Annotated in this window: 10 protein-coding genes and 2 pseudogenes; 6 read left to right on the plus strand and 6 right to left on the minus strand. The window is 49.6% G+C overall.

Annotated elements, in window-relative coordinates:
• Window positions 1-53: 53 nt before the first annotated feature.
• Window positions 54-467, plus strand: a pseudogene (locus V6944_RS20150) (helix-turn-helix transcriptional regulator); the annotation flags it as partial.
• Here V6944_RS20150 and leuA read toward each other — a convergent pair.
• From leuA to V6944_RS20165, 3 genes and pseudogenes are all read right to left on the minus strand, one after another.
• Window positions 455-2125: a 2-isopropylmalate synthase gene (gene leuA / locus V6944_RS20155; RefSeq protein WP_333500236.1), complete on the minus strand. Its 1671-nt coding sequence runs from the start codon at window positions 2123-2125 to the stop codon at window positions 455-457. The pseudogene V6944_RS20150 and the gene leuA overlap by 13 nt on opposite strands.
• Window positions 2126-2255: 130 nt before the next feature.
• On the minus strand, window positions 2256-3164 hold the full coding sequence (locus tag V6944_RS20160; RefSeq protein ID WP_333500237.1) for an alpha/beta hydrolase: 909 nt from the start codon (window positions 3162-3164) through the stop codon (window positions 2256-2258).
• Window positions 3165-3375: 211 nt separating this feature from the next.
• Window positions 3376-3633 (minus strand): annotated as a pseudogene (locus tag V6944_RS20165) (SymE family type I addiction module toxin); the annotation flags it as partial.
• 539 nt (window positions 3634-4172) lie between these two features.
• Between V6944_RS20165 and V6944_RS20170 the strand changes: the two are divergent.
• Window positions 4173-4832: a hypothetical protein gene (locus V6944_RS20170; RefSeq protein ID WP_333500238.1), complete on the plus strand. Its 660-nt coding sequence runs from the start codon at window positions 4173-4175 to the stop codon at window positions 4830-4832.
• 434 nt (window positions 4833-5266) lie between these two features.
• Here the strand turns inward: V6944_RS20170 and V6944_RS20175 are convergent, their stop codons facing one another.
• Window positions 5267-5638 (minus strand): VOC family protein, encoded by a 372-nt coding sequence (locus V6944_RS20175; protein ID WP_333500239.1) that lies wholly within the window; start codon window positions 5636-5638, stop codon window positions 5267-5269.
• A gap of 230 nt (window positions 5639-5868) precedes the next feature.
• Complete coding sequence (locus V6944_RS20180) at window positions 5869-6408, minus strand: hypothetical protein (RefSeq protein WP_333500240.1); 540 nt, start codon at window positions 6406-6408, stop codon at window positions 5869-5871.
• A gap of 279 nt (window positions 6409-6687) precedes the next feature.
• Here V6944_RS20180 and V6944_RS20185 point away from each other — a divergent pair, with 279 nt between their 5' ends.
• The 4 genes from V6944_RS20185 to V6944_RS20200 all read left to right on the plus strand — a co-directional run bounded on the left by V6944_RS20185 (window position 6688) and on the right by V6944_RS20200 (window position 10498).
• Complete coding sequence (locus V6944_RS20185) at window positions 6688-7191, plus strand: DUF1543 domain-containing protein (RefSeq protein WP_333500241.1); 504 nt, start codon at window positions 6688-6690, stop codon at window positions 7189-7191.
• Window positions 7192-7572: 381 nt separating this feature from the next.
• Complete coding sequence (locus tag V6944_RS20190; protein WP_333500242.1) at window positions 7573-7932, plus strand: hypothetical protein; 360 nt, start codon at window positions 7573-7575, stop codon at window positions 7930-7932.
• A gap of 123 nt (window positions 7933-8055) precedes the next feature.
• On the plus strand, window positions 8056-8844 hold the full coding sequence (locus tag V6944_RS20195; protein WP_333500243.1) for a CHAP domain-containing protein: 789 nt from the start codon (window positions 8056-8058) through the stop codon (window positions 8842-8844).
• A 16-nt stretch (window positions 8845-8860) separates the two neighbouring features.
• Window positions 8861-10498 carry a hypothetical protein gene (locus tag V6944_RS20200; RefSeq protein ID WP_333500244.1) on the plus strand — a complete coding sequence of 546 codons (1638 nt, stop codon included), beginning with the start codon at window positions 8861-8863 and terminating at the stop codon, window positions 10496-10498.
• 54 nt (window positions 10499-10552) lie between these two features.
• On the opposite strand, the gene tynA is transcribed toward V6944_RS20200, so the two are convergent.
• Window positions 10553-12820 (minus strand): primary-amine oxidase, encoded by a 2268-nt coding sequence (gene tynA / locus V6944_RS20205; protein WP_333500245.1) that lies wholly within the window; start codon window positions 12818-12820, stop codon window positions 10553-10555.
• Window positions 12821-12873 lie beyond the last annotated feature (53 nt).

Consider the following 12873-nt stretch of genomic DNA (forward strand, 5'->3'; position numbering starts at 1 on the left):
AAAACCGATACTGGAAAAACTCTAACGCGGTGGCCAGTTTTAGTTGACCACAACAGCATTACCATGCCGGCACGCGAGAAGAAAGGATCTACGAACTGATCCTTGATGAGATCCGCGTGATGAACGTACTGCCGTTTAACCTTCCGGAACCGAAAACACCCGCACTGCAGGCGTTGTGTCAGCAGATTCAGCATGAACCCGGCAAGCCCTGGACCGCCGCCATGGCCGCGGCCCAACTCAACATGAGTGAGAGAACGCTGTTACGGCATTTCCAGAAACAAACGGGGCTTTCATTCAGCGAGTGGGTGCGACGGGCAAAACTGATGATTGCACTCAACTATCTTGCTCAGGGGCAATCGGTTTTGCGTGTGGCTCTGGAGCTTGGCTATGAGAGCCACAGCGCATTCAGTGCGATGTTCCGCCGTATTCTGGGCGCGTCCCCAAGTGATTACTTTCAGTCACGCTGAACAAGGGGCAATGCATTCAGCAATGCCTGCAATGACGCCCGCGCAACATCGTTGTTGATGCACACTCCCCAGCGGCTTTCGCCATCAGCAAAGGTACAGCAGATATACGCCGCAGAACGACTTTCGTTATGCCTGCCAAGGGTATGCTCATGATAGTCTTCAATGGCGAAGGCAATGCTGTACCGCGATTTCAGCGCATCGGCAGCCGCAGAAAGTAACCCATTCCCTTTACCATTTAACGAGATGATGCCTTCTGCGGTCTGAACGCGTGCCCGCAGCGACGTTCCACCTTCTTCCAGACTCTCACTCTGGTATTCCAGCAGTTGCCACGCGGAGGATGGATGGTGAATATAGATCTTGCGGAACAACAGCCAGATATCAGCCAGCGTCATCTCGCGACCATGGCTGTCGGTCTGCATCTGAACGTGGTGACTAAAGTCCTGCTGCAGGCGGCGCGGTAATTTAAGACCGTGATTTTGTTCTAATATCCATGCTGCACCGCTTTTGCCAGACTGGCTATTCACGCGAATAACCGCTTCGTAGCTGCAGCCAATATCATTCGGGTCGACGGGAAGGTAGGGCATCTCCCAGCGCTCAGAAGCGGATTGCGTCCGAGCCGTAAAGCCTTTTTTAATCGCGTCCTGGTGTGAGCCGGAGAACGCGGTGAAGGCGAGCTTACCCGCATAAGGATGGCGGGGATGCACTGGCAATTGGTTACATTGTTCGACCTCTTCAACGACGTGCTTCATATCGCTAAAATCAAGTTGCGGGGAGATCCCCTGGCTGTAGAGGTTCATGGCCAGCGTGACCAGACAAACGTTCCCGGTCCGTTCACCATTACCAAACAGACATCCCTCTACGCGGTCCGCGCCGGCGAGTATGGCCAGTTCCGCGCTCGCGATGCCGCAGCCGCGATCATTATGCGGATGCACGCTGATACAGACGGCGTGGCGTCGTGAGAAATGGCGGCAAAAATACTCAATCTGATCGGCGTACACGTTGGGGGTATTCACCTCAACGGTCGCAGGCAGGTTAATGATCATTGGCCTTTCCGGGGAGGGCTCCCAGACATCGGCGACCGCTTCACATATTTGCAGCGCAAAATCGGGCTCGGTAAAACAAAACGTTTCCGGGGAATATTCATAACGCCACCGGGTCTGCGGATTGGCTTCGCACAGGGCGCGAATTTTTCGTGTCGCGCTGACGGCCAGCTGGATGATTTCGGCTTTGCTTTGGCGGAACACCAGTTCACGGAAAAGGGGGGCCGTGGCGTTATACAGATGCACCGTCGCGCTATCCGCGCCATCCAGTGCCGCAAAGGTGCGTTCAATCAGGTCGCTACGCGCCTGCGTTAACACCTGAATCGTGACGTCTTTGGGTATCAGTTTGTCCTCAATCAGCTGGCGGACAAACTGGAAATCCGTCTCCGACGCGGCGGGAAAGGCCACTTCAATCTCCTTGAAACCACATTTGAGCAGCAGTTCCCAGAAACGTAATTTTCGAACCGAGTCCATCGGTTCCGCCAGCGCCTGATTACCGTCACGCAGGTCGGTAGAAAGCCAGCGCGGGGCGTGCGTCAGCTGTTTGTCTGGCCACTGGCGGTCAGGCAGGGCAATGGGGGTATGGGGGGAATATTTTTGCGATGGTGCTTGCAGCATGGTGTCTCTCCTTTGCGTTGGTCTCCCTTTATCCTGCTCAATCAGCATAGGGATTACCGACGCAAAGGTGACAACCTGTGTAGCAAAACCGCCAGGCTGAGGGAATTGCCCATTACCGTCTGGTTAATTTCTACCGCCGTGGAGCCAAATCCCTGCACCGCTTCAAATGCTGATGAATTTCTTCACTGGCATCAAAAATACAATCCAGGTGTTTACCGCGCGCAATCATCCTGGTGCGTAAATTCGGGTTACCGCATCCTTCGACAAATTCTGACATCTGGCCTGCATCAAATAACTCATCTTTTTCGGCAATCAGAACCGTGACAGGGAGTGGCAATGCGGCAATTTGTTTAGCGGGCTGACGCGGTGTTAACGCATTTGCCATATTTACGCTGTAGCGCTGGACAAATTCAGGCCTTAATAACATCACCTCTTTGGGGAAATTAAGCCTCACGGCGAAACGGTTGCCACACAGTAATCCGCCACTGAGTGCATTGAGTATGAAAGGCCACTGGCTTACCGACGCGAAGGGAACCGACGTTCTGTTGTGAATATTGGCTGGCGCAAAAGGCCCCAATTCAGGGGCCAGTAAAATCAGGCTGTCACTTTTTTGCGATGGGGTGTAACGCGTAAAATAATTGATCAGCATTCCCCCTCCGCTGGAATGGCCCAGCAGATGAACTCTGGCACGAGGGAACTTTTCGTGCACATGTTGAAGCACCGTGTCGACATCCCGCCAGACCTGCTGCGGATGCGCAATGCTTCCTTTATGACCCAACGATAATCCGTGCCCACGGATATCGATAAGGCAGGTACACACCGACCCGCGATGGCTTATCTGGTGCGCAAGGATATCGTAACCCGCATCTGAATTGACGCCACCGCCGTGATAAACAAGCAGCACATCTTCGACGGCGTCTTCCGGTTCAAAGCAGCGAATAGTTAATCCGGCTACCACATATTCAGCCACATCTTGAGTCGGCGGTAATAACGCAGTGAGTTGTTGATGGCGGTGGTTAAAATTAATGAAATCAATCACGTCAATATTTCCATATGGGTAAAGGGAAGCACCATCAGGCTCTTGTAGACCATTTTACTCAATCCGGGCGTCGCTCTGACCTACCAGAAACCGGTGATATCTTTAGCGTGACGGCTGATTGCAAAAGATAGGCCTGATAAGCGAAACGCTATCAGGCATTTTTGTCCCATCCACGAGATTCCCGGCGTCGCGCCGCTCGGCCGGGCTACGATTATCCCTGGAATTTGCCACCGGATTTACTGCGCTTGATTGCCGGAATATCGCCGGAATCATTCAACGCGCCTGGAAAGGTCTTCAGCCAGGCTTTCACTTTCCGCTGGTTGATATTCGCCACGCTCATGCCTTCAATGCAGCCCCATAGTTCGCGGGTATTCTGCGGGGTAATCACAATGCAATCTTTCATCACGCGGACTTTAACGGGCATGCCGTCGATAAATCCGGCCTGGGCGAGCCAATCTCCGCCAAGGTGAACGGCGCGGCCTTCCACGAAGGAGTAAAACTCGCAGTGGGTGAAATCGGGTACGGTAGTTGGGGTGAGGGGTGTTGCCATGGGGCAGCCTCCGATGAGTGATTTTTCTCTCTCATTGGTGGCTAAATCAGATGGAGTTAGAACAACCTACTCATCGATACCGGTGCATCTTTCGACGCCCCGCTGGCCCACCATTGAGATGGTGACAGTGCGAACGACATGCGCACGTTTCTCGATGAAGTTAGGTCAGGAGGCTAATCCCGGTACCTGATTTTGCAGGTACCGGCATAGGGTACAGCGGTTAGTGGGGGTGGGCAATAGTGGGGGCTGGAAGGGGGATCGCAGAAATGAAAATAGGTAATGGTGCTGTGGGGGGATTGGGAGGAACTTCCCCCCTCTTGTATCAATGGTTATTTATTAATTTCAGTTAGTTAAATATAAAACTAATACATAGGCTAGGTTGTTTTATTTTCACAAGATATCGTAAGCATGTTAATATAATATGCACAGTAATTATCTATTTATAAATTGGGATTGATATGTTGAGCTTTGTGCTTTTTCTGGTCGCAGTACTATTAATTGTCGTAATAATTAAGATATTACCCCGCAGAGTATGGAAATGGATTGGCGTTACTATTGGTATCGTAGCATTGATTTGTGTAGTAATCGTGGGTTACTTCCAATATCAGGAACATAGTCAAGAAGTAGACCGTAAAGCTAATCTTATGGCTTATGCTCAGGATGTTGCGTTTTATGCGAGTTCACATAGATGGGCAGCTACTGACATACAGAACAGCCCTCACGCTACTCCTCAGGATGTGGAGTATGCGAAACAACACGCAGATGAACTAAAGGATGCTGTTTGGATGCCTGACATAGAAGATTATGCCAAACGTGCCAGAACGGTTAAGGGGTTAACTTCTTTATATGTTAGTACATATACAAACCGCTGGACTAAAAATGCAGCACATCTTACAGACAAAGGAATTGAAGGTGTTACAGACGTGATAATCCTGTCTGATAACTACATTGTATCAGAGTGGGAAGCAAGAGAATTAGCTGATCAGGGTTTTAAGGACTCTGTATTTGTTCAATATTATTCTCTCGATGGTTCAAGAGTTTATAGCTCTAAAAAAGATAAATGGATAGATTCAGATACTAAGAGTAAAGCTGTCTTTAATGATGCCAATGAAAATTAATATATGAATTAACACTAATTCGTTTACTGATGGTTATCAAAGTCCGCTTCAGGCACGAAGCGGACCAACTCACTGAGCTGAACTGACCACTCTGAACGAGAAGTTGACGTGTTGACTAATTTTTGAACATATGGGCGCCTAATACCCCACTTTGTAGTCTGCTTTACCATGAGGGACTTAAATTTTTTGTTTGCATACTCGTAATATCAAGAATATAAAATCAGAGAAAACTACAAATCCTTATATTTTAGCAGGGCTAATTATTTAGCGAATTTTTTCTTTTCACTTAAGACCGATACTTAGCAACTTTTATTAAAAAGGTTGCTAAAAGTAAAATAACAAATTTAACGACCTGAATCATTAACGCTTAAAATAATCTTCAAGCCGTAGGTAATAGTGGGCGTAGCTTCGCTCCGCCCGGCTACTTAAAACCGTTATTCCCCTATAATCTGCCCAACATCAATCCGGTTCCCATCCAGGTCAGCAAACACAAAGGCGCGAATACCGTAATCCTTATCCTGAATCCCTTTGACGATCCTTGCCCCTAAAGCCTGACAGTGTGAGTACAGGGCGTTGGCATCATCAACAAGCAGGTGCGCGATAGGAAAGGTTGCCGCTTTGTGCTGCGGCTGCAACGTCAAATGCAGTTCCGCCGCCTCGCGCTTCAATATCACAAACCCCACCGGATCGCCGTTTTCAAAAACGACGTCAAAATTGAGCCCATCAACGTAGAACGCTTTGGCAAGCTGGATATCTTTAACGGGGAGCACGGCCGCGATACGGCCAAATCTGACATGCTGCTGCATGACTAACCTCGTGGGTATAAGCAATGGATCCATAGCGTAGGGCGGTGCCGTTGCTATGCGGCTGGTCGGTGCCAGATTGAGGATGACGATAGCGTATTTTAGAACGGCGGGAAAACAAAAGTTTAACGGCTTGACATCGGGTACGATCCCGGCGGCGTCGCGGTTGGCCGGGATACGAATCGAACGTAGCCTTTAACCAGGAATATAGGAAGATAACGGTTATTCAATAATTAATTATTGCCCGGTATTGGATATCTCAACGCTATATCTGGAGCATCAATCAAGCGCCTTTCTGAACGGGCCATCAGATACCCCGCAATCTCTTCTGCACTAAGGTCCACGTGTAACATTTCAGGGTTCTGGAACCAACTATCCGGCCAATATATGAGGTCAGATGGATTACCATCAAAATTACACTCAAGTAATGAAAGCGCGAAAATTTGTTCGGATTCCTTGCCCTCGCAGGCACAAATGAAATTGATTGTTTGAATCAATTCTTCCCACGTAAAATCTGGGTAAAATTTATCCAGATTAAAAGCCATTCTGGTAAATTCCCGGGCACTGGTCCAGGAGGAAAAATCTCTGAAATCAGAAAATGCATAGGGGCTTAAAACCTGCTCGTTCCATTCGGCCATCATGGCCACCAGAACCGGGTCTTCCTGATCGGACCCTTCGTCAATTTTAGACAGTATCATCTCAGCGTTTTTGGCGAGTTCGTTGATCTTTTTACTACTGACTTTGGCGGGGTTCATCCTTTCCGGCAACGGCATGCTTTTAATCCCTTTAACGTTAGAACATAAAAATAGTGGTTATAAACAAGACTCGTAAGGGGGGATATCGCACTATCACCATCCGCTCACTAATAAAGCAGGATAGATGAACAACCTTTACGTCGCTACCACCAAATGTAGGGATAACATTAAGTTATCCTACCAGGGTGTCGTCAAAGCCAGTGCTGGATATCATCGACGTCAGGAAATAAGGCAGTTGCGGCACAAATCGATATATAGTCAAATATATAGCGATTAGAGCAATCGATGAGGTTTAGCATGCATTTGTTTATGTTTTATATTGGTGGGAATGCGGGAAAATCGAATATTGAAGTGCATGATATTCAGTTCGTTGCAGCCCATGAGCCGCAGGAAGCCTGGCCTGCGCTTCGTGAATCATGGTTCGGCGATAGCGATAAAATTCATATCGACGGTTACAGCCGTATTACCTGGGCAGACGGCTATGCTGTCACGCTTTCACCTGAGCCGCCTCAGTCTGCATTACGATTGTTTTTCGTCAATGCGGGCGGCTACAGCCCCGACACGCTTGCCGAGCTGCACGAATATGATTTGTTTGTTGCAGAGAGTGCCCTGGAGGCGAAGAAAAAAGCGCTGAGCACGCTGCTTTGTGGTGCCTTTCAGCAACATAAAGACAATTTGGTTGAGGTCGATGACTGCCTGCTGCTTGAAAAACTCGGTGAGATGTTTATTCATCTTACACCTTGTGAGAACGGCTGCCGCGATCGGCCTGAATGGCAGGGTTACTTGCCAATAGGTGTTTAAATCAGTTCTATTCTGCTGCCGTTGCCGCCGCAACGGCCAGCGAAAGCCACCGCAACGTGAACCACCAAGTCAGGCTACTGACCAAATTAGTTCATATTCAGCGATAAATAACAGGCGATAGCACATTCCCTACTAAGATCCTCTTAGTTAAATAGTGTGATTCAAGCATGAGTACAAATTGCTAAATAATAAAAATGCATTATCTAATACTGCCATGCTTGAACTATGGTAAGAGATAACTATGATAAATTGTATGTTTATCCGGCTTTGGGAAATAATTTTTATTACTTGCTTGAACCTAAAGTAAATTAAATTTCACTTTATCTAAAGTAGCATCGATATGCTTTATGGAAATCATCACGTTACTGAGTGAGGTTTTGTATGGGTAGCACAGAGGATAGCTTTCTACGAGATGAGTATTTAAAACCTCAGGACCAATACGAAGACTATGATCGACGCGCGTTGCAGATAAAGGGCTGGCTGGCGGCCGCTTCGATTACCGGTTTTGTCCTTGGTACTGACCAATCCAAAGGTGTAAGTACTTTGACGTTCGTGGCTATTGCCCTGATGGCGGTTTGCTTTTGGTACCTTGAGGCGACATGGAAAACATTTCAATATGCAATATCTGAAAGAATCAGAGTTATAGAAAAATATTTTCAGAGCGGCGAGAACCCCCCGTTCCTTTTCAAATCTATCACTTCTGGTTTCGTGCTTATTCGAAAGGTAGGCGTCGACAGATAATTACTCTTTGGAAAGCTGGGCGACAGCCATTTGTACATTTACCTTACTCTCTTATTATTTTTTTATGTTTTATTTCTTTAGTGCATTCATGTTCGAGTTAAATGATAATCAGAGGCATATATCATGCTTAAATCAGGTGACAAAGGCAGTGCAGTTTCAAAATTAGTGGATGACCTACGCACATTGCATTTTAATCTGGCCCGTACCGATACCTTTGACCTGCTTGTGAAAAAAACGGTTGAGGCATTTCAGGTGGCTAATCTTGATGCATCAGGTCAACCGCTCGTTATTGATGGCAAGGTCGGCCCGCACACGCGATGGGCGCTGGATGCTGCGTTGGGAAAACATCCGGCATTTAGCCAGAACACAGCGTCGCCGACGCTCGCCACAGCGGGCGGAAGCCTTATTGGTCTTTCCGCGTTACAGATAGCGCAGGGTGAGTTGGGACGGGGTGAATCAGGAAAAGATAATCATGGTCCCGACATCATTAAATATTTAGCCGGGCATGGCCAACAGGGAGATAGCTGGTGTGCTGCGTTCGTGAGTTATTGTTTTTCACAGACCCTCGGCCACACGCCATTATTTGGCTACCCGCTATCGGCTCAGGCATTACATAATAATATGAAATCATTGGGGCATAGTTATACCCCTGATTTAAGTCATCCGCCGCAGCCGGGTGACATCATCTGTTGGCTTAGAATAGACCCCGTCAACCCTAAAGCTACCGCCTGGTACGGGCATGTAGGCATTGTTCAAGGCTATGCCGATGGGGTGTTGTGGACGATAGAAGGAAATCGCGGTGCTTATCCTTCGCGGGTGAATACCTTCCATTATTCATGGGCCAGTTTAGTGGTTTCCGCAACCAATGATAAATTCAAAGGTCTGTATGGCCTTTCCCGTTATCCCGATTAATATAGTGGAGCCTGATATGGCTAACAAAAAATCACCATTTTATCCCATTATTTATGTTCGCGGATATGCGATGACCACCCGCGACGTTAATGAAACGACGGCAGATCCTTTTAATGGTTTTAATTTGGGGTCAACGTTGCTACGTGCTTCGGCGAGTCAGAAAGACCGACCACGGAAATTCTATTTTGAGTCTCCCATTATTCGACTGGCTTCAGAATATGGTTATAGCGATGTTTTTGAACAAGGGTTAGATATTATTGATGATAATTGGGCCTTAGATTCCTCAGGACAACCGACGGGCAATACCCTGGACGATAAATCAGTCATTATCTATCGTTACTATGATGATGCATCTACTCTGATCGGTTCGGGTAAAACCCCGTCAATTGAAGAGGCCGCCAGCGGGCTTTCCCGCCTGCTAGCAAAGGTACGGCAACTGTTGTTAAACAACCCGGATAGCGGAGTACAGGATAAAGGGGATTTTCGCTGCTACCTGGTTGCCCATTCAATGGGGGGACTTATCTGCCGTGCTTTTTTGCAAAATTCGGTGCTGGACCCTGAAAATATGGGCCGGAGCATTGATAAATTTTTCACCTATGCAACACCCCATAATGGCATTGAGGTTGGTGGGCTTAACATTCCCGATCTCCCCTGGCAAAGCAGCGTGACCAATTTTAATCGCGAACGTATGGCGGATTATCTTAATCTCAGGACATTCTTTAAACGTACCGGCCGCGTTGATGCCATTCCAGAATCCTGTATGCCGTCATCAAAAATATTTACCATGGTTGGGACCAACCGTCTTGATTATGATGCCGCCGCGGGCCTGTCCCGAACCTTTGTCGGTAACGGTAGCGATGGCCTCGTTAAAATTGAGAATGCCACATTAAATGGTTTGAATAAGAATGATGTGATCAGTGCGCCCTGCGCTAAAGCATTTACCTATCGAGCGCACTCTGGTTATTTTGGTATCGTTAACAGTGAAGAGGCCTACCAGAACCTATCACGGTTTTTATTTGGCGATGTGCGCGTTGATATTTGGCTCGACATTAATGATATCCGTTTGCCGCCAGCTGCGATTAAAGCGACGGGGGGCGATGAGTCAAAAATTGACGCTATCTATCAGGTTGAGGTGATTGCTTCGCCAAGAGGTAAGCCCTGGTCGTTAACCCGACGCGTCGCCGAAGAGGATTCCGTGGCCTGTTTGACGCAGGCTGAATGGAATCAAAAGAAACCCGCATCGCTGTACCTCTCCAGTGTCTTTTTGTCAAAACGGGCGAGGGTGAAAAAAAATCGACCTTCATTAGCCTACAGTTTGACGTTAGGCGTAAAAATCCCAGACTATGAGATTGAAAAGCGGTACTGGTTTAATGAACATTTTGAAGGCGCGTATCTGTTCCGTAATTCGCTTATCCTGGAGATAGTCACGCCGCCTAATGATGAAACCGCGTGGAAAATAAAATATGCGTGGCAGGATACGGGGTTTGCCAGTGCGGATGTGGTGTTGAAACCTGAGCAGGTGAACGGCGAAAACGGGGCGTGTGAGGTGATGATTCCGGTACAAAGCGTCACCGTGGATGGATCAGGAAAAGAACGCCCCTCGGAGCCAGGCATCTCAGGGCAATTACGCTTCAGGATCCAGAACTGGAACTAGCGTCAGGTGTTAAAAAGCGCCGCGCGGCAAATGCGGCGGCGCACTATTTTCGAATTACTTCTTCTTCTCGCCCAGCGTCGGCGTTTCATCAAAGAAGTTCCACGGTTTCAGCAGCGCGTGGGCCCACTCGGTTGGCATAATCGGCCACTCTTCGGCGCGCGCCACGTGGGTGGTGCCGGTGGTGATCCACACCACATCATCGTGGTTGGTCAGCGACTCGTTATCCTTCGCGTACTGGCCGAGGCCGGTATCGTGCACGGAACGGTTAGGGTATTTCCCTTCCGGATAGCGCTCTTCCTGATGATAACGGGTCACCCACAGCTGCTTATCCATAAAGCTCAGGCGGTGGTAAATCCACTCGTCCGGGGCAAACTTCGCGCCGGTTGCTGCCGGGTGTGTACCGCCAGCGTAAGGGATAATCTGGTAGGAGACCGGGTTACCCATACGGTTTTCTTTGGTGGTGTTGCTCAGCAGACGAATCGTACCTGGGTCGAATTTCTGCGCCGCTTTCTGCTCGCTGTCGATGGTGTACTGGTTCACCTGCATGGTACTGGTACGTGGGCCGCCCGCGGTGTTCGGCTTCACTTCCGGGTCCATCGCTACCAGGCTGTTATTTTCGCCGTCCACGTCGAGGTCGAGGCGGAAGTTGTAAATGTGCTGGTGGGTGGTGCCGACGATATTATGGTCGATCAGAGTACCGTAACGGGTATCGTCTTTGGCGCTTGGGTCGTGCATGGTCTTCGCCTTCACGCCCTTAACCGCTTCAATACCGGTCGCCCCGGCATCGATGCCGATGGTGCCGTTTTCGTGGAATACCCAGTCGAAGATGTAGTCGTAGTTCCCTACGGTACTGATCCAGCGGACCACCAGTTCACGGCGCTCGGTGCTGACGTTCGGCTGGCCCATCTCCTGGTGCTTATATTCCGGCCCGGCGTAGCGTTCGAATACCGCCACGGCGCGAGGAATGGTGGTTGGCGTGCCGGTGTAGTCGGCAATGGTCTCATCCAGCAGCACGGCGTTGTTCGGTGCATCTTTGCCGCGCGCGATTGGTGAGGTCAGGGTGCCCATGCCGTAGTCGCCGGAATCCAGATACGCTTTGAAGTACCAGCCCACGTCCGGGTCACCGTAAGGCACGATCATCCCGCCCAGCGAGCCTTCGTACATCACCTGGCGCTTGGTGCCGTTATCGTTATAGGTCACGGTGGAGAGAATCGGCCCCACGCGGGAGTTCAGGCGCAGGTGAAAGTCCCAGTTCTGCCAGTGGATCATATCGCCGGTGATGGTGTAGTTTTTGCCTTCCGGCTCGATGATATCCAGCGGTTTCACCGATTTAGCGACGCGGTCACGGCCATCAAACGGACGGGCTTCCATCGGTACCGGAATCACCGGGCCTTCTTCAATCTTGATGATTTTCTTCTGCTCAAGGTCAACCACCGCCACCAGGTTTTCGATCGGGTGCGCCCAGTAGTTGCCATCGCCGGTATCCAGATAGCTCACCACTTTCAGCAGGCGTGCGTCCTGCTTCAGGCCGTCTTTGCCGCCGAAGTAGCCGACGGTCAGCGGGGTAGTGACCACTTTGGTGGTGTCTTTGATGCCGTGTTTTTTCAGCACGTCAGCAAATTCGGTGCTGGCGTTGATGATATTCTGCACGCTGACGAAGTCGTCAATCAGCACCATGCCGTGTGCGTCTTTAATTGGTTTCCAGGAGAGGACTTTTTTATTCTGCAGGTCAACCACGGCTTCAATCACGTGTTTGCCATCCAGCATCACCACGTCGGCGGTACGCGGGGCGTTAACCGGGGTGCCTTTTAAGGCAAATGCCCACACCGCCTGTTTGTCCGGCTCGTGGAGGGAGATTTCGGTAAAGCGGGTATTCGGCTGGAATTCTGGTGCGGCCTTCACGATGGTGACCGCTTCGCTGATTTCAGCAGAAGAGAGCGAGTTCAGCGGGTGCGGCACTTTCTCAACCTGGAAGGTTTGATCAAGACCAGACTGGAAAACGTCGTTGATAAAGGTATCGGATACCCAGGCTTTACCGTCTTTCATCACCACCGGCACCTGCAGGTTCAGGGTTTTGCCGTTGACGATGGCGGTTTTCGCGCCCGGTTTTACCTTCACGAACGCCCCGTCTTTAATCAGGGTGTACATCTGTGCGTAGTCATCCCACTGAACGTCCGCGCCGAAATCCTGCAGGGTTTTGTCCATTGGAACCATATGTGCTTCGCCGCCGTGGGCGAAGGCCGGGGCTTGCCAGGCGCAGAACAGGGCGACGGCCAGCGCCAGCGCTGTTTTACGGTTTGAACGAATCGAGCCTTTTGACATTGTGACCTCATTTTATCGTTATGTTGTGCCTTGCCGCTGCTACTTCGGCTTCA

The organism is Kluyvera sp. CHPC 1.2972 (assembly GCF_036759925.1).
Classification (GTDB): Bacteria; Pseudomonadota; Gammaproteobacteria; order Enterobacterales; family Enterobacteriaceae; genus Kluyvera.